Source organism: Paenibacillus sp. BGI2013, from assembly GCF_002843485.1.
Taxonomy (GTDB): Bacteria; Bacillota; Bacilli; order Paenibacillales; family Paenibacillaceae; genus Paenibacillus; species Paenibacillus amylolyticus.
This window is the reverse complement of the sequence record NZ_PJFA01000004.1, coordinates 557,684-575,832: the sequence shown is the minus strand read 5'-3', so window position 1 is coordinate 575,832 and position 18,149 is coordinate 557,684. Positions and strand designations below refer to the sequence as shown.

The window sequence follows — 18,149 nt, the reverse complement described above, 5'->3', positions numbered from 1 at the left end:
AAACTGAGATGTCCATGAGCGAACCGCTGTTAACGCAAATTGTGAATCAACACATTCCGGCTGGCGCAACGGTCGTCACTATTGATAAACCTGTTCAACATCCAGCGATCTATGCGGCCGATCTTACCGGTGACGGTATGCCGGAGATTGCTGCAGTCTATCAGATGAATGGTGAGCTGTATTTGCTCATTCTGAAATTTGTTCAAGGACATTGGATCAAGATGGCACTAATTAAGGGATTGGGGTATGGGGTGACTTTAATGACTGCAGCCCCTGTAACTTCAACGGCAAGGAACAATCTCATTATCGGTTGGCGGATTGGTTCTATTTGGTCTAAGCTTGCCGTATATGAGTGGACCGAATCAGGGCTCAAAGATCTGGCGCCTGACGATCTATACTATAGCTATGCAGAGATTATAGATATGCCTGGTCCGCATGGTCGAGATGGGAAAGTGGAGATTGCACTCTGGATACATGACACAGGTGAAGCCTATCGTGTGGAGATTATCCGATGGCAGAATGGGAAATGGGTTCCTGCACCGGACGTATATGCAACCTATTATCCAAAAGTGGTGCAATATTACGAGAAACTAACCCAGCAATATCCTGATTATATCTTTTACTGGTATTACCTTGCGGATGCTCAGTACCACGCGGGCCAGTATCCGGCAGCTCTCGCTTCAGTTCAGAAGGCACTCAGCTTCCCGGAAGCGTATCCTTCCAGAGAGGTACTACAAGAGCTGGAAAAGAAAATTAAGCAGGCGATGGTCCCTATAAGCCATGCCCGGGTAACGACATGGTTATATCCAGTCTCCGTTCGAACCACAAGTGGGACGCGTTCGGGGTATATGGATTCCCAAGGCCACATTCGGCTTGAGCCGGTTCTGGATGACGCGCAAGAGTTTCAGCCGAATGGATTGGCTGTGGTTGTGAAGGACGGTCGTGCCGGCGTTATTAATCTTCAGGGGCAGTATGTCGTTCAACCTGTATACGATTCCATCAATTCCTTTTCCGAAGAACGGGCGATAACAATTGATTCTCAAGGATTTAAGATGATTAATGAACAAGGTACAGTCCTGACCAAACGGGCGTACCCGTATATCTCAAATATGAACGACGGTCGAGCGTTATTTTACGATTCTAATCCTGGTCAGGCAGATGGATCGGTGAGTCGGTATGGTTATTTGGATGCGTCGGGCAATGAGGTGATACCTGCACAGTTCGCTTCTGCGAATGATTTTCAAGATGGTAAAGCGGTTGTGCAGATTAAGGACAATGAATATGCACTCATTAATCGCAATGGACATCGGCTCGCAACGTATCCATATGCCTATGTGGGACCACTAGGGGATGGACTGCTCGCTTTTCAAAAAGAGGGCTCGGGCAAATATGGGTACATCGACGAACGGGGTAATATTCGTATTCAGCCCAAATTTTCATCGGCATTTCCTTTTAACAACGGGCAAGCGATCGTTAATACAGCAGAGGACTACAAATCGATCTACGGTGTTATTAATACGGAGGGATCGTTTATCATTCAACCCGCCTATAATGACATCCGCGAACTAGGCGAGCATCGTTATGCGCTAGGGCAAGCAATTAATCCGGAGCAGCCGTATATTGGCTCTGTATACGCGATTGCAGATACCAATGGCAGAAGACTTACGGAGTTCCTATATCGCGAAGTAGGCAATTACAAAAATGGCCTTGCTTCCGCATCGGATGGCAGACAAACCTATCTGCTGGATCTGAGTGGAAGACCTGCCGCTGGGTATCCACATGTAGAAGGTTCGGGTACGCTGGAGGTCGTGGCACCAGATCTGATTAAGGCCTATGTAGACCAGCGCTTATCGTATGTGAACCGGGCCGGACAGATCATCTGGCGGCAAAATACAATCGTTCCACTTCATCCGCCGTACCGTGTACGCGAAGAGAAATATAAGCCGAACAGGGACTATCTCGTATATTATCCGCAGGTGGAGGGATTAACGAACCAAGCGGAGCAAATTGCGCTGAATGCCAAGTTGAAGCAACTCTCCCAAGTTAAACCGATCCCTGCCGATCAGCAGCTGGATTATACGTATACAGGTGATTTTGATATAACGTTTTATCAGCAGCAATTGCTACAACTGCAACTCACAGGTTATAACTACCCGGCTGGTGCAGCGCATGGTATGCCTACGATGATCTATGCAATCATTAATCTGACGAATGGTCAGTTGTATGAGTTGAAGGATTTATTTAAACCGAATAGTGACTATGTAAAAGTGTTGAGCCAGATTGTGGGGGATCAGATCAAAAATGATCCTCAATACTCGTATGTGTTTCCGGACACCTATACGGGGATTAGTGCGGATCAGCCGTTTTTTGTCACAGCGGATGCTCTACATCTCTACTTCAATCCATATGACATCGCTCCCTATGCGGCAGGGTTTCCAACGTTTACGATTCCTTTTGTCCAGATCAAGGACATCATTAATACAGAAGGTTCGTTCTGGAAAGCTTTCCATGAGTGATTGAGGGTACAGCCAACATTTTAACGAAAATATACGCTAGGGACGTTAAGGCGCAAAGACAGCGAATTTTTCCTGCTTTAAGCAAATGTCCGCTGATGCTTAGCTTATATAACAGTCAAAATGTTGGCGCTACCCCATATAGAACTACTATAAATCAATCATTCCATCCTTTACATACATCAATCCACTCTGAATAACTAGAGTATTTTTCTAATTGTTTTATGGTAAGTTCAATAGCACTATTGCTACTCCCGCAAGCTGGATAGATTGTCTCAAAACGTTTTAGAGATATGTCTAGACAAACAGAAACCTCATTTTTAATAGCAAATGGACAAACACCTCCAATGGCATGACCAACCATATCAATGGCTTCATCAGGAGAAAGCATTTTTGCTTTTGTTTTGAAATACTCTTTGAATTTTTTGTTATCCACTTTTGCATCACCGGCGGCTACTACTAAAACAGCTTGTCCATTCACCATAAAAGAAAGTGTTTTTGCGATTCTCTCTGGCTCACAATCTAATGCAGTTGCAGCCAAATCCACGGTTGCACTAGATACTTCAAATTCGATAATTTCAGAATCCATACCATATTGTTTAAAAAAATCTTTTACTTTTTCAATTGCCATAATCATCACACCTCATTTTAAAATATTTTCTAGAAGATCATAGATGAAACTTGCCTATGTTCTTGGGTAAAAAATCATGTTGTAAATGACACATGGTTCTTGATAGGGATTATTATAGGAATGAAAAACATTAGCACGAAAGCGGAGTGCTTGATTTTCTTTTAAAACAATTTTTTTTGTGTTGACTACCAGCTCTAACATACCTTGTAGCACAAAAACATATTCTTCCACACCTTCAAGGTGCCTTTCAGATGGATGGTGGCACCCAGGATCAAATTCGATATAGAATATTTCAACGTTACGTGTAGGGTCAAAAGGAAAAACAGGAAATGCTCTCATTTTTCCATCATTTTCAATGATAGCGTCTTTGGACCGTATATCAACCGCACTGCACTCATCTTCTAGCTCTTCCAATAATAAAGATAAAGGAACTTTTAAGCCGACTGCGATTTTCCAAAGAGTTGTAATCGTTGGTGAAGACTGTCCTCTTTCAATCTGTCCAAGCATAGGCTTACTTACATCAGTAAGTTTAGAAACATCTTCAAGTGTAAGATTTCTCGTTGCTCGTATTTCTTTTAACCGTTCTCCAATAGTTAATACTGGCGATTGCATTGCATCACTCCTTTTGTCTGTTATAGCATTATAAAATTTAATATAACATACTTATAGTTGAGTTCAATAGGCGGCAGTTAAATGATGTAAGTAACTCCTTCACATATTTATCCATACGAAATGGAAAATATTACGGGAGTTACAGATCAAAGAAGTCATATTTATCTATACAATCAAAAACGAAAACTTTCTCCAACAACAATTTTCTTTGCTTGGCGAGAATGTAAATACTTCACCAGTCATTCTCAAGTTACGCGACGAGGTCATATGTCCAATAGGGCTTATAAGATGCTGTGAGACAACAATAATCCGTGATGAGGTATTATTGCTCCGTGAAGAGGTAGTGATCATTCAGGGCTCTATGAGATATTAATGTGCGTATATAGCACTGAGCTATATTGAGAATGATTATTAATATCAGGAGGGGTGAGATGAACAACACATCTGAAGTGTCGGGACTAATGCAAGTAACGAAGGAGCGCAAAGGTCTGCTGATTACAGCAAGTATCTTCTCGACCCTGTCGAGTCTGTTGCAGATTGTTCCTTTTGTCGGAGTGTATAAGATCGTCGAGGAACTGCTAACGCATGCGGGGCAACCCTCTGCCATGGACAAAGATTTGTTGATCTATTGGGGGATCGTCGCATTCGTAGCCCTCATTGCAGGGCTTGTTGCGCTCTATATCGGGGGGATGTGCTCACACATTGCTGCGTTCAACATTTTGTACCAGCTCAGAGTGAGACTTGCGGAGCATGTTGCCAAAGTACCCATGGGGTATCACACCCGGACGGCAACCGGTGAGCTGAAGAAGATCATCGAAGTCAGTGTGGAGAAAATCGAGAAATTTATCGCCCATCAGTTGCCGGACCTGGTAAGTGCGATCGTTATTCCACTGATGCTCTTGGGATATATGTTCTGGCTCGATTATCGCATGGCGCTGACGCTTTTGGTTCCGATTGGAATAGGGTTCTGGCTCCAAAGTCGCCTTTTCCGCAGCGAAAAAGGCCGTCAGGCTTATCGTGATTTTCAACTTGCCATCGAAGAGATGAATGCGACGGGTGTTGAATACGTGAGAGGTATGCCGGCGGTGAAAGTATTTGGCATTACAGCTGATTCGTTTCTAACGTTTAAACAGGCGGTGACGCGGTACCGGGATATTTCGTTGAAAATAACTGATTTGTGTAAAACATCCTACGGGCTGTTTTTTGTAATCATGATCTCGTTATTTACCTTCATCGTTCCGTTGGGTATTCTGCTGTCGAGTGGAAATGCAGGCAATCAGTCGTTTGCGATCACGTTTATTCTGTTTCTAATCATTACCCCGAGTCTATCTGCTCCGTTATTGAAGTTGATGTATCTGGGTAGTGGGATGCGAGAGATTGTGGAAGGACAGAAACGGATAGAATCGGTGTTTGCCGAGTCGGTTGTACAAGAACCTGAGTTGCCCAAAGTTCCGGATACATATGAGGTTGCCTTTCGTCAGGTATCTTTTGCTTATGAACGTAAGGAGAGCGAAGCATATAAACCTGTACTTGATCAGGTTGATTTTGTAGCCAACGCAGGAGAGATGACCGCACTTGTCGGACCTTCTGGTGGAGGAAAGTCCACCATTGCGAATCTATTGCTTCGTTTCTGGGATGTACAGGAAGGTGAGATTACGATTGGTGGAATTCCGATTCAGGAGATGGGTACGGAGAAACTGATGGATACCGTGTCCTTTGTATTTCAGGATGTACATCTGTTCTACGATACAATTGAAGAAAATATTCGGATGGGCAATACATCAGCTTCACGACAGGACGTTATAGCTGCGGCTCAAACTGCTTGCTGTCATGAATTCATTGAGAAACTGGATGCCGGATATGACACCAAAATCGGAGAAGGCGGTACGTATCTATCTGGCGGTGAAGCACAGCGAATTGCAATTGCACGAGCACTGCTTAAAAATGCTCCCATTCTGGTCTTGGATGAAGCGACGGCCTACGCGGATGCAGAGAATGAGCACAAGATACAGCAAGGTCTGGCCCAATTGGTTCAAGGCAAAACGGTACTGATTATTGCTCATCGTCTAACAACGATTCGTGCAGCAGAGCAAATTCTTGTGATCCGGCAAGGGACAATTGCTGAGCGTGGGACACATGATCAATTGCGTGCATTAGGCGGAGTATATGAGCACATGTGGCAGGCCCATATCAGTGCGGCTTCCTGGAAGCTTGGAGGTGCAGGACGATGAAGAATTATTTATACAATATATCTGGGGGTAACCCGCGTAGTCTGCTACCTTCGGTAATTGCAGCGATTCTGGACGGGATTGCAAAGATTGTTCCTGCGGTGCTGCTTGTGGATATATTCAATACGATCTATAAGTCTTTCGCTGAACCAGACAAAGGACTGGATATCAACCGAATGTGGGTTGTATGCTGCATCCTGTTTGCCTGGCTTCTGGTGGAGTATGTGGCTTATGCTTCGCTCTATGACAAGACCTATCGGGCAGCATACAGCCTCGCGGCCTCAGGAAGGTTAAAGCTGGCCGAACATATTCGCCATCTGTCGCTGGGATTCTTCGGAAAACGTGATCCTGGGGATCTGACGAACCTGATCCTGAGTGATTATGGTCAGGTCGAGCATACGATCTCTCACAATCTGTCGCAGCTGATCAGCGCGATTGTGCTTCCGGTACTTGCTTTTGGCGGACTTCTGTTGGTGGATTGGAGAATGGCCGTAGCCATGTTTGTTGCGGTTCCCTTAGGTGTGGCTCTGTTATGGCTTACGGATTCGATTCAGGCACGACTGAGTGAGAACCATGTTCGAGCCAAAAACGAAGCCGCCAATCGGCTGCAGGAGTATCTGAGCGGTATTCGTGAGATTAAGGCCCACAATATGGGGGGCAAACGTTTTGAACGGCTGCGTCGTTCTTTTGACGAATTGAAATCAGCTTCCATTCGGTTAGAAGGTATTATGGGACCGATGATCATGGGCGCGATGTTGCTTGCACGATCAGGGATGACGTGGATGATTCTAGTGGGCAGTTATTTGCTTGCTGGTGGTGAGTTGTCCCTACCGGTATTTCTGTTATTTTTGCTGGTAGGTACAAAGGTATTCGAACCGTTAACGGTTGTACTGATGAGTTATGGGGAGATGCGGTACTCTGCATATAGTGCAAGACGCATTATGGATGTGCAGCAGGAGGCCCCGATGGCAGGAACGGGAGATGTACAGCCCAATCAGGCGATTTCATTCGACCGGGTGACCTTTGGATATGATGACCAGCAGCCTGTGTTGAAAGACTTGTCCTTTACGATTGAGCCGCATACCATTACTGCCTTGGTTGGCCCATCCGGTAGTGGTAAGAGTACAGTCACACGTCTCATTGCCCGCTTCTGGGATGTACAGCAAGGAACCATTCGCATTGGTGGCAGACCCGTTGATCAGATGAACCCCGAGAAGCTGTTGCAGGATATCTCTGTGGTCTTCCAGGACGTGTATCTGTTCCAGGATACGATCGGCAACAACATTCGTGTAGGAAAGAAAGACGCTTCGCAATTCGAGATTGAGGAAGCAGCACGCAGAGCTTGTTGTCATGAGTTTATCTCCAGTCTGCCTCGAGGGTACGATACGCTCGTTGGCGAGGGTGGATCGACGTTATCTGGTGGGGAGAAGCAACGGATTTCCATTGCACGTGCCTTGTTGAAAAATGCATCAATCGTATTGCTCGATGAAGCTACAGCTTCACTTGATCCGGAGAACGAAGCCGCCGTGCAGCAAGCGATTAATGAATTGGTCGCGGACAAGACGGTTATTTTGATTGCGCACCGATTAAAGACCATTCAGAATGCCGATCAGATCTTTGTATTGGACCAAGGTCAGCTCGTAGAGCAAGGAACGCATGCGCATTTGTTAGATCACTCAGGCATCTACGCTCGGTTGTGGCAATTACAACAGGATGCAGAAGGCTGGCATGTAAAATTGAACGGATCATGAGTTCGATGAGATTAATGAAGTAAATAAGCCTGATGTAGCTCTTGAACTGACATAAAAGGAGAATGACGACGATGTTTAAACGAATTCCTGTATGGATTGCACTATGCTGTATGCTCACCTTGGCGGCCTGTGGAACGACCCAGACCACCAATGAAGTGGCGAGCTCCTCAGAGGGAACCACACAAGCAACGACCAAAATGATTACCAACCCGAATGGAGAAGAAATTACGATCCCTTTGAATCCAGAACGTATTGTTGATCTATCCGGTTCTACAGAAGAGCTATTGATCATTGGGAAAACACCTGTTGCAACGATGAGTGCGGATTACGGTAACCCGGAGGAAATCACTCCAACCATTAAGGATCAACTGAGTGCAGATACCGTTAATCTGGGCTGGTATGGTTCACCGTTCAGCATTGAAGCTATAGCGGGTGCTAATCCGGACCTGATTATTCTGGGAAAGGATTTTAACACGGATCAATATGAAACTTTATCTAAAATTGCACCTACAATTGCATTGCCTTACTCTTACTATGATTGGAGAGAACGCCTGACATTCTTGGCAGATACGTTTGGAGAAGAAAGCAAGAAAGATGAATATCTGGCCAAGTATGATGCGAAATCTGCAGAGTGGAAACAAAAGCTGGAGGCGGCTGTACATGGTGAATCCTTTGCCGTAATTGAGACATATCCAAACAACCTGGTCATCTATTCCAATAAAGGGGCAGCTGAGATGTTATACGGTGAATGGGGCCAGAAGCGCACAGAGGGTATCCCTGATCCAGAGGGCTGGGGCGGTAAACAGATCGCACTGGAGGCTCTGGCTACCGTTAATCCGGATCGTCTGTTATTGATGGAGAATAGTGAGAACAAGATGGTCGATAGTAAGGTGTGGAATAACATGAACGCAGTGAAGAATGAAAAGATCTATAAAATCTCTAATGTCGATAATTATAATTATTCGTACACAGCGATGGGGAGAATGGAGCTTATGGACCGTTTGGGTACGATGATTCTGGAAGGTCAGAAGTAAGAAGTAGTCGTTGGATTAGAGCCATTGAAACGATAGATTAAATTTAACATTTAACAGAACCTAATAACGCCTATGTAATTGTGGAATTGTGTATTTTGTTCGAAATCATGTAACTTGAGCGGTTCTGGCTGCGTTTAGACATTGGGGTGATCTGATGTTGGTGAACGCGGTTCAACGGTACATGGTATTAGGACTTATATTTATAGGTATAAGCTTGACTGCATATCTCGTTCTTGAAAGGGTTGAAGGGTACCATATTACAACGACAGAGTATTACGGCTTACGCAATGCAGGGGGAGTAATATATATTCTTTCGCTTATCCTGGGATTCGGTCACTATTTAGTCGCTTTTTATGTTGTTATTATTAGCCCGATCTCATGGCTGCTGCGGAAATATGTACGTTTTCCTATGGTGAGAACTTTCATCTATATGGTTGGGTTTGGATGGGGCGGGCTGTGGGTTTTTGATCTCATGTACAATCCATATTTCGTGAATGGATACCATCTGAACCGAATGACATCGATATGGATATTTGCCATCGCCGGTTTAGTCTATGCTTTTTTAGAGAATAAGATTTGGCGAAGAGGGCAGATGCAGAACGAACAGAAGGCTACTTAACAAATGTTGAGTAGCTTTCTTGGTTTACATAATTATTATGGTGTTTTCATTGGGGGCTCAGTAGCTAAATACAATATTAGAAAGGATTATGTAAGAGTAAATAGTGATCATGATTAGAAAGGATTATGTAAGAGTAAATAGTGATCATGGTCAGCGGTTAAGTTAATTCGATATTTTGTTGTAAAATTCACAAAGGGTGCAAGTAAAATGAAATAGGAGTTTTATCGTAAAAAGGTAAAATTTTCTGTTATACTATTTGAGTTGTGTACATAAAGTTAGATATTTTAATGAAGGGAGTTCATGAAGTAAATTAGCCGTTTAGTTTAAAATTGTAGTTTGGAGGAAAGCATTTTGTATAAAGCAGGTTTTTGGATTAGATTAGGAGCAGGTGTATTGGATAGTCTTATTATTTCAATTCCGTTAGTGATTATTGCAGGTGTGCTGACGGGCAACTTTGATACGGATGAGCCGATTGCCAAACTGCTTAGTGCGTTATACTCAATTTTATTACCAGTTTACTGGTATGGTCGAACCATAGGCAAACGTATATGTGGAATTCGAATCCGCCAATACGATACACACGAACCGCCAAAAATTGGTACGATGCTGATGCGAGTTGTTGTAGCTGGACTTGTGTACGTATTAACTTTGGGTATCGGAGTTATTGTGAGTGCTTTTATGGTCGGTATGCGTGAGGATCGACGTGCGATTCATGACTTTGTAGCAGGAACAGAAGTAGTTTGGGATTAACTCGAAAAATATAAAGAATTCGCTGTACAGGGGTAAAAATCACTGTACAGCTTTTAAATCATTAGTACTGTTTCACAAAACTCGTATTTTGTACATATGTATACAGTTTGCATTTCCTCAAGCAGTTTCTTTTGAATATCAATCCTCTTCTACATAAAGACAAACAATAGCTTTCTTTTCATTTAGCAAATCACCTAGCCTTTTTACAAAACTCGACAGCCAGTTCCAGTCAAGTTGATGTTGTTGAAAGAATCTAATTCGCTGATTTGCGATTTTTCTTATAAATAATCCATCTCCATTAAAGGATTTGATTAACCTTTCAACTCCATTAATTACGAGGTAATTATAATTAGTGTGCTCCATTAACGAAGTAAACAAAACATTAACTGACACAGATGTCATGTTCAGACTTCGATCTTGGGATTTGTAGATTTCTTTGGTTTTCCATAATAATCGACAATGAGTATTTCTCCCTCATGGCTCAATAGATTACCCGCTATTACTTGAGTTAAATCTGGACCTATATTGTTTAATAAAATAGTAACCTTATTCTCAAAAAAAACAGTTCCTGTAGTCGCTGGTGCTTCCATACGGTTCACTCCCATATTAGTATAGTTCCGTTCGGATACTACTATTATTTAACAATTAGTTCCTTCACCTAGGAAACTAGGTGTTTTCTATGAGTGTTGCTCGTTTTCACTTTGAACGCCTGAATAGTGAACTGGAGCCTAAAATTCAAATACATCTGCTATATTGACATAAAGGTTTACAGATATTTGAATGCACTGACTATTCCATAAAAATCCAATATGAGAATACTGCTATTAGCTAGAACCATTACTAATCTGAATTTATAAATCGAATCAAAGTCAGCATCAGGGTCATCAACTACCTTCTCAATTAAATCCATCATGCGTTTTGGAAATAACAATGCAATAGTTGTAAATAACATCGCAAATCCGCTTAGCAAAATGTAAATAAGAGCACTCGCAGCCGTTTTAATTAACGAATCAGCTTCTCGAGTGACGGTTGAATTTTTTGATGCTTCGTTGAAATTTTGTGTTATCTGATTAAATTCAATAGACGACCAAATTGAGATGCTTATATTAACAATCGAAATAAGAATCAAATATATTATTGCCAAATTAACTGACCAATGATTAGTCTTCATGTGCCTTATCCCTATGCCTATTATCAACAAAGAGATACGTGTTACGTAGCTAAACCATATAATAACGAAACTTTCCTATGAACTTCTTTTATCTTGCGATCAGTAAGCTAATGAAAAAATAGAAACGAAGACACTGGAATACATAAGAATCTCACTATCAGTCATCCCTAGTTATAAATATAAGACTGATAAATGAGGGGTGGCCTGAAGCAGCTGATTATCAAAAGGAGATTAATTCCATTTATAAATGCTAAAACATCCTCCTAATAATAGGTTGATAAGTATTGTTCAGAAAATACTGATTTATAAACGGCAACTTTATATAGATCTCTCCCTTTCAAGCAAAGAATGATACACGTAATTAAGATTACTACTGAAGTGAAAATTGAAATGTGAATACATCAGTTAACATGTGATGCCCGCTGTATTAGTTTTTAATGAATCTCTTGCTTCAATTGTACTGAATGAATTACTAATGGAGTTTTAGCATCTAATATCGGAAAAGAACTCTCTGGGTTATGAATAGAAACTATTCTTCTTCTTCCCGTAACCTCTCTTCGTAGTCATCTTGAGCTTCTTTTTGTCGAATACGTTCTTCAAGATCTGCTTCAATTTCTTCCACGCTAATGTGTTCCTCATTGGCAAAAGCTGATTCTTTTTGTTCCTTATTTCGTTCAAATTCTGCCTCAAGTTCATCAGTACGTTCCTGGTCTTCGTAGGGTTCTGTATCTTCTTGAAATGCATCATCATAATCCTCATCATGACCTAGCGGATCAGTTGAACTGATCACTTCAACTTCATCCAGTTCAATGTAAGGTGAATCAATATCAATTAATTTAATTTGATCGTTATGTGTACCAGAAAAAATTTCAATATAAACCCTTGCATCTACCTGACATTTTATTACACTAGGAAGCTCAATGTTAGGTTCTCTACTACCAACATAATAATTATGATCAACATATACAGTAAAATTCACCTTACAATTAATAATCACTATTTCATCATCAATATCATTCATATAATTATTAATCTCTATATCTTCAACCACATCCACTGCAATAAAGTCTGAATTATATTCGATACTTTCTATATTTGTAAGCTTTTCTTCAATTTCTCCGTGCATATTTTCGTTAATATAAATTTCTATTTGCTCAGCTAATTCATATTCTTGATTATCAACTTTCTCCTGTAGTTCCTCGAAGTTTCTGCTTACAAATTCAAGACTCATTTTAATAAAATCATTGAAGTATATGACAAACACTTCGGCATTGTTCGCTTCCATCTCTTTACGTAGTTCTTCTCGTACTTCTACAATCTTGTTATCTGTTAGTTTGAACCAATCTTCTTTTTTATCTCTTGTTATAAACAAAATAGGTTTTTTTTCTTCATTGGACTTTTTTAATAATTCCTTCCAAATGATTAAATCCCCGAATTTATTTGTGGCTTTGTTTCGATCACTGTATCCTGGCGGGATACTATTTTCATATCGTATGGTACCTTCTTGTTCAATATCTGAGACCTCTTCGTCAGTAAACCCAGTGCTAGTTCTAGAACAAAGTGACTTTTGGAATACTTGTACCAATTTTGATTGAAGGAAATCTTTGTTCTCTTCGGTTGATAAAGCTACATTTAATTTGAACTTGCTGATTGCATCATACAAAACTTTATTTATATCGATTTCAGCAATTAAATCTGACAGCAACTCATGACCTTGTTCATCTAGTTTTTTGTGTAGCGATTGAAATTTTTCATCTATGGCCGAGATAGTTTTATCGAACTCCCTATCAAAATTATTTAGACTTCTAATTGAACCAGTTATTTCACCGGTATAATTGAGTTGGGGATCCATCTCAACATTAGCAACATGGGAAGGAATCCAAATACGATCTTCAATAAAAAGTAGAGTGTCCATTGCATATTTAGAAAGCGGTGAATTACATTCTTGTAAAAAAAGCAATGCAGATGTGTCAACGGATATGAGAGCACTTTTCCAAAGTCTCCTGAAATCTTGTTCACTTAGATAACTCATCTATTCTCCTCCATTACATATTCAGCTTGTATGTTTCGCATTTACCAGTAAAACTTAAAATCAGTTATAAGCGTGACCATGTGACCCAGATCTCTCCTCTTTATTTAACTCAGCTTTAATTACTCACTAAGACTACGATTATGTAAAATAAGAAATAAGGAATTTATTTCTGTACATAGATTTTTCAGTACATCATAGGAAGGCAACCCAAGCTGCGCTTGAAAAGATGGATGAGCCTGCATATTCCTAAATTTTCTTATGTTATGGAATTTATACTTTTGTTCAGTATCTATAATTCTTCTCTTAGACAATCTGTCAATCATAGCTGAAAGTGTCACACGGTTACCTTCAGAGTAATTTGATCCATAGACCTTCTCGTGAACATGAGCAACGGTAGCCTCAAAAGCCTTAAATGCTTGATCCAGCGATAGTGTCAGGAAACTCCAATATAAATAACCGTAGGCAAAGAGAGCTTTAGATACTTCTAACATCTCTTTTATGTCTGGAACAATATGTTCATTAAGATCAAGCTTATCGATCAACTCTATCAAGTGACTCTCCGTAATTTTTTGTTCTTCACCTGTCTGTAGATTGGGCTTAACAAAATAACTAAAAAGTTCATCAGCTTTATAAAAGTTCTCATTTGTTATTCGTTTCATATACATACCCCACTTTTCCAATAGTTTACTTGCTATACATCATATATAATAAATATTATCGGCTACTTAACTGATGAAACATAACCCTTGTTAAAGTTTCAAGTACTCACCTATACTTATGGATCAGAGAAGAGAATGATTGACTAAAAGTTGCAATTACTAGGAGTGAATATACTTTGTCAGCACAAACAAACGTCTCCTTTTCGATTTCTCATAGCCACAAAGCTGCAGAGTGGGATACAAAGAAAAATAAAAGGATTTCACCGAACGATGTAACTGCAGAATCTCATCGTTGAGCATCGTGGGTATGTGAGTTTGGCCATGAAGAGTTTAACCCGGTAAGGATCAGGGTTCGTGATGCCGGCTGTACTGACAATTTACTTCTGGTGAAATGATTAAGTACATCTCCCCATTCTGATGGCAACCAAACCTCATCACAGCTGATACTTTCTAAGATTGCTATTATTCCCTTATCATGGTCACTGTCTTTGTGTGTGCACACAGTAGCATTTACTTTATCCTTACCTACTATGTTTTGAAGTGTTTAGCCACTCTGATTCATCTCCACCATCTACCATTACCGATTTCTTTTAATTATGTACTCTTATTTCTAAATAGAACGAGTCACCTTTATTCAACTTAAACGCTATAAACTTTCCCAATATCCCTTCCTCCTCTTCCCATGGATAATAATATATATTCTCATTTACTCATCACTTTTTTTACATACTTCTCGGCCTTGTAATCCTTACGAACTTCATGCAGCGTAGTTGAATTTGTCTCTGACCAGGATTCAAGTAACCTTCTGGGTTCCGCTTCGATTATTTTACGTGCTTCAAGGGTGTCACCAGCCCTGAAGGCCTCAATAATGTTGGATAAGTCAGTTCGATCAATCAATTTCACATAATTGATACCTGCCAGCATTTCACATGAATCTGTGAATCTGGTTGTTGCAATGACAACCGCTTTTTTGGCCTTATAGTATCTCATACAAGAGAAGACTTCTTGAACGGCACTAATGCCTACCGGATTTTCTACAGCGTATCTTTTGGCTTGGATGACATTTCTGACTCCATCCGGATCAGTAAAAACTACGTCAGCTCCAAAGTCACGACTACCCACAGTCTTATATACACCGGAGTAGCCTAGCTCGATTAATAATCTGTATAGGTACATTTCAAAACCTGAGCCGTCACCCATCCTATCAATATCACCTAAAGTGATATCTCTTAGATCGTAATCCTCCTTATCAAATACAACGATAGTCTTTTGTTTTCTCGACAAGATGAGAATTAATATAGACAACACAAAAACTGCAGCAATAATCAGCAGAAAAATAATATAGTCCATTAGGTCTACCCTCCTTCTAATTTCTAGTACAACAATACCATATATTTCAAGGTTATAGATAGAATTTGTGATCGTAGTATTATGAAAATCAAGATTTTGAACTCTGTTAACAAGCCGTAGGCCAAGGTTTGAAGCGGATGACCCGGTACTTTTGTGAGCTTTTAGGGGTCTCCAGATCCGGCTACTATCGTTATCTTCAAGCAGCAGATGGTACGCTTAAAGCAGGCTCAGCGCGATGAAGATGTCTTTAAATGGGTGAAGAGAGCCTTTCATCGCCCAGGTTTTAAGAAAGGTTCACGTTCCAGCAAAATGACGCTCATCATGAGTTTGGTATCGTGTATAATCTCAAACGAATTCGCAGATTGATAAAGAAATTCGGTTTGGTCTGTCTTCATCTGAAACCCAAACCATTCAAACGGATGGTTAAGGCGGCTCAGGAGCACCTAACATTACCTAACCTTTTATAGAGAGACTGCATGAAAAGAATCCCTGGTCTCGCTCTTCTGACGGATATCACCTATCTACCTTAGTGACAGTCCAAGATGGCCTATTTGTAAACCATCCTCGATATTACTATCTAATCCGAAATGACACCAAGTTCCTGTCCTTTTCGGCAATGGAATAATGTCCTTGTCCCTCTACAAAAAAAGCCGCTATAATAGCGACTTCAATGAGACTATGTTCTTGTTCCTCGACACCCTTTAATCCTCTCTCAGCACAATCTTGCTGGCGACATCCTTGATCCTATGGCTGGCAGATTTTTGTTTCGCGTGTTTCATACATTCCACTTTTTAAAGCTATAACATTTGAGATCTTCACATAAGAAGATCTCGTTTTTGTGATTTGCTACAAATTACGGTAATTGCATTGCTCGATTCATAAAAATCTCATCTACTTGACTCAATGTCATTCCAAAATGTGTACTAGCTCTTTCAAGTATAATGGGATCGTGTATTTCAGGAACGTAATTGTTTCCGTAATCCGTTAAGATATCGAACTCCTTCATCATATAATTGTAAACTGTGTCAGCATCACTGTTTTTAGTATCACCGAATTGTTCACTTTTAGTTGCATAATATGCGAAGGAGGTTGGGGTAATTCGGTTTTTTCTGTAGAGTGCTACGTAATCATTAAAGCTAAAAGGAGATTCATCTTTGTAAAAATCATTTAAATATTTGTAGTAATTAATCAAATCCTCATTTCGACCCTTATAGTTCTTAGGGATGCTATATAAGGACTCTAATGCTTTTTTATCATCTCCAGCTTGGCCATAGATATGATATTTTGAAAAGTGATACATCATCTGGAGATCCTGATCTGTTGTTTGGATCTTATCAATAAACTCCGTTATGAGAGCGTATTGTCCTGTGGCTAAATAGCCATTTAACTCATCCCAAACCTTCTCGCTCTCGGTCGCTGCGGTCTGAGAATCACTCGTGCTAAAAGAATACGTATATCCGATCATTTTTCCAAGAGTCTCTTGGGACAAAACAAATTCACCCTCAAGATTCTCACCTTGTTTACCAATTATGTTTTGAACTGAAATAGGTTGTATGATACCTGCTTGAGACGTGATTTGAAGGCTATACTTTCCAGGAACTAACCCTGCTCCATTATTAGAAATCAACTCACTTTCTAACTTACCATTATTGACTTCAACTTCTTTCTGAGCTGAGAATCCATCTTCACCTGTTATAGATAAAACAAGTTTCATTCTATTTGGTAAATTAGTGGTGCCGGTGAAAAGGAGTCGGCTATCCTTATCGAAATCTTCTTTTACGGAAAGTTCAACATGGAGACTACTACTTGCTTTCTCTGAGCACGCACAGAATAAGAGAATTATACTAAGAAAGAGTAGTATAGATTTTGCATTGATTCTCATAAGCTATGTTTATACCTCCAATTTTTATTACTCCTTATATCGGAGAGACAGTTTTGAATGTTGATACCTTTAGAGATTGCAGTTATTTCGCAAGTTATAGACTTTTTCTAATTAGAAAGGATTATGGGTTTGGCTTATTAAGCCATCTAAGTCCAGCTTGTCCTAAACCTAAAAATTCTACTACCCAGTTGTATATATTAAACGGTTCTAATCCTATAAAATATAAACTACGCGTACAACTCCTTACAGTTGCACGCTCTTTTTTATGTCTTTGTAAGCCACAAATATCCAACTAATTACTAAAAAAGCATGTCAAACGTAAACCAAACGTATCTTTTAAATAAGTATCTGTTGCTAGGATAATTTGTTTCATAGAGTTTGTGATCGCTAATATTGATACTCCTGGTTGGACAATAGAAATTTCAAATTCTGTTTCATAACCAGCTCTCACCATCTTTTTTAACATATTTAAAGTTTGTAAGTTCCCTTTTTCAAATCGTGTTTCACCATAGCTTTTCTGTCTCGAATTTTCCCTTTCAATCATTCTTTGTATTATTTCTAATACATTATCATTCCAAACAATTGATTTTTCAGCTTGGCCGCAAACTTCATATAGATCTGAGACACGAGAACCGGGATGCTCTCCGTGTGAATACTTACAATGATAAAGATGAAATATAATTTTTCTATGCTGCATATCAATTTTAATAGAAACAATATCAGCAATTTCCCCTGATCCATCATCGTCAAAAATTATGTCTGAACTTTGATCGGTTTTAAGTGCATATGATCAATGTTTAGGTATTCATCTAATCGGCAATCGGATCAAGTTCTTGTCTTTTTCGGTAATCGGTACAAGTTCTTGTCCTTAGCTTGGGACAAGACTTGTACCCATAAAATAAAAAAGCCGCTAAAAT

The 18,149-nt window shown here is 40.2% G+C and carries 14 protein-coding genes; 5 read left to right on the top strand and 9 right to left on the bottom strand.

The features are described from left to right. The first annotated feature begins 8 nt into the window (after nt 1-8). Nucleotides 9-2,516: a WG repeat-containing protein gene (locus CXK86_RS13520; protein WP_076250465.1), complete on the top strand. Its 2,508-nt coding sequence runs from the start codon at nt 9-11 to the stop codon at nt 2,514-2,516. Between the two features lie 154 nt (nt 2,517-2,670). Here CXK86_RS13520 and CXK86_RS13515 read toward each other — a convergent pair whose 3' ends face one another. Next, entirely contained in the window at nt 2,671-3,144 is a 474-nt protein-coding gene (locus tag CXK86_RS13515) for a YbaK/EbsC family protein (RefSeq protein WP_076250468.1), read from the bottom strand. A 54-nt stretch (nt 3,145-3,198) separates the two neighbouring features. Beyond that, nucleotides 3,199-3,756, bottom strand: coding sequence for a helix-turn-helix domain-containing protein (locus CXK86_RS13510; RefSeq protein ID WP_076250470.1), 558 nt, complete (start codon nt 3,754-3,756; stop codon nt 3,199-3,201). 431 nt (nt 3,757-4,187) lie between these two features. Between CXK86_RS13510 and CXK86_RS13505 the strand changes: the two genes are divergently transcribed. From CXK86_RS13505 to CXK86_RS13485, 4 genes are all read left to right on the top strand, one after another. After that, entirely contained in the window at nt 4,188-5,987 is a 1,800-nt protein-coding gene (locus CXK86_RS13505) for an ABC transporter ATP-binding protein (protein WP_076250472.1), read from the top strand. Further along, on the top strand, nt 5,984-7,735 hold the full coding sequence (locus tag CXK86_RS13500) for an ABC transporter ATP-binding protein (RefSeq protein WP_076250474.1): 1,752 nt from the start codon (nt 5,984-5,986) through the stop codon (nt 7,733-7,735). Before CXK86_RS13505 ends, CXK86_RS13500 begins: the two co-directional genes overlap by 4 nt. A 71-nt stretch (nt 7,736-7,806) precedes the next feature. Beyond that, complete coding sequence (locus tag CXK86_RS13495) at nt 7,807-8,769, top strand: ABC transporter substrate-binding protein (protein WP_256719994.1); 963 nt, start codon at nt 7,807-7,809, stop codon at nt 8,767-8,769. Nucleotides 8,770-9,739: 970 nt separating this feature from the next. Beyond that, nucleotides 9,740-10,138, top strand: a complete 399-nt coding sequence (locus CXK86_RS13485) for an RDD family protein (RefSeq protein WP_083677446.1) — start codon at nt 9,740-9,742, stop codon at nt 10,136-10,138. 404 nt (nt 10,139-10,542) lie between these two features. Here CXK86_RS13485 and CXK86_RS13475 read toward each other — a convergent pair whose 3' ends face one another. The 7 genes from CXK86_RS13475 to CXK86_RS13445 form a co-directional block, all read right to left on the bottom strand. Beyond that, nucleotides 10,543-10,728, bottom strand: coding sequence for a hypothetical protein (locus CXK86_RS13475; RefSeq protein WP_036673690.1), 186 nt, complete (start codon nt 10,726-10,728; stop codon nt 10,543-10,545). Nucleotides 10,729-10,904: 176 nt separating this feature from the next. Beyond that, on the bottom strand, nt 10,905-11,309 hold the full coding sequence (locus tag CXK86_RS13470) for a hypothetical protein (RefSeq protein WP_036673688.1): 405 nt from the start codon (nt 11,307-11,309) through the stop codon (nt 10,905-10,907). Between the two features lie 529 nt (nt 11,310-11,838). Further along, nucleotides 11,839-13,341 carry a PIN-like domain-containing protein gene (locus CXK86_RS13465; protein WP_036673686.1) on the bottom strand — a complete coding sequence of 501 codons (1,503 nt, stop codon included), beginning with the start codon at nt 13,339-13,341 and terminating at the stop codon, nt 11,839-11,841. Between the two features lie 119 nt (nt 13,342-13,460). Continuing rightward, nucleotides 13,461-14,000 (bottom strand): DUF4145 domain-containing protein, encoded by a 540-nt coding sequence (locus tag CXK86_RS13460; protein ID WP_036673684.1) that lies wholly within the window; start codon nt 13,998-14,000, stop codon nt 13,461-13,463. A 702-nt stretch (nt 14,001-14,702) separates the two neighbouring features. Continuing rightward, entirely contained in the window at nt 14,703-15,350 is a 648-nt protein-coding gene (locus CXK86_RS13455) for a restriction endonuclease (protein ID WP_076250484.1), read from the bottom strand. A gap of 853 nt (nt 15,351-16,203) precedes the next feature. After that, nucleotides 16,204-17,232 carry a hypothetical protein gene (locus tag CXK86_RS13450; protein WP_036673680.1) on the bottom strand — a complete coding sequence of 343 codons (1,029 nt, stop codon included), beginning with the start codon at nt 17,230-17,232 and terminating at the stop codon, nt 16,204-16,206. Nucleotides 17,233-17,524: 292 nt separating this feature from the next. Continuing rightward, complete coding sequence (locus CXK86_RS13445) at nt 17,525-17,929, bottom strand: hypothetical protein (protein ID WP_036673678.1); 405 nt, start codon at nt 17,927-17,929, stop codon at nt 17,525-17,527. Between the last annotated feature and the right edge of the window lie 220 nt (nt 17,930-18,149).

Bases quoted from the DNA above. Each gene is read 5' to 3' on its own strand.
- CXK86_RS13520 (WP_076250465.1), top strand. From the start codon at position 9: ATGTCCATGAGCGAACCGCTGTTAACGCAAATTGTGAATCAACACATT.
- CXK86_RS13515 (WP_076250468.1), bottom strand. From the start codon at position 3,144: ATGGCAATTGAAAAAGTAAAAGATTTTTTTAAACAATATGGTATGGAT.
- CXK86_RS13510 (WP_076250470.1), bottom strand. From the start codon at position 3,756: ATGCAATCGCCAGTATTAACTATTGGAGAACGGTTAAAAGAAATACGA.
- CXK86_RS13505 (WP_076250472.1), top strand. From the start codon at position 4,188: ATGAACAACACATCTGAAGTGTCGGGACTAATGCAAGTAACGAAGGAG.
- CXK86_RS13500 (WP_076250474.1), top strand. From the start codon at position 5,984: ATGAAGAATTATTTATACAATATATCTGGGGGTAACCCGCGTAGTCTG.
- CXK86_RS13495 (WP_256719994.1), top strand. From the start codon at position 7,807: ATGTTTAAACGAATTCCTGTATGGATTGCACTATGCTGTATGCTCACC.
- CXK86_RS13475 (WP_036673690.1), bottom strand. From the start codon at position 10,728: ATGGAAGCACCAGCGACTACAGGAACTGTTTTTTTTGAGAATAAGGTT.
- CXK86_RS13470 (WP_036673688.1), bottom strand. From the start codon at position 11,309: ATGAAGACTAATCATTGGTCAGTTAATTTGGCAATAATATATTTGATT.
- CXK86_RS13465 (WP_036673686.1), bottom strand. From the start codon at position 13,341: ATGAGTTATCTAAGTGAACAAGATTTCAGGAGACTTTGGAAAAGTGCT.
- CXK86_RS13460 (WP_036673684.1), bottom strand. From the start codon at position 14,000: ATGAAACGAATAACAAATGAGAACTTTTATAAAGCTGATGAACTTTTT.
- CXK86_RS13455 (WP_076250484.1), bottom strand. From the start codon at position 15,350: ATGGACTATATTATTTTTCTGCTGATTATTGCTGCAGTTTTTGTGTTG.
- CXK86_RS13450 (WP_036673680.1), bottom strand. From the start codon at position 17,232: ATGAGAATCAATGCAAAATCTATACTACTCTTTCTTAGTATAATTCTC.
- CXK86_RS13445 (WP_036673678.1), bottom strand. From the start codon at position 17,929: ATGCAGCATAGAAAAATTATATTTCATCTTTATCATTGTAAGTATTCA.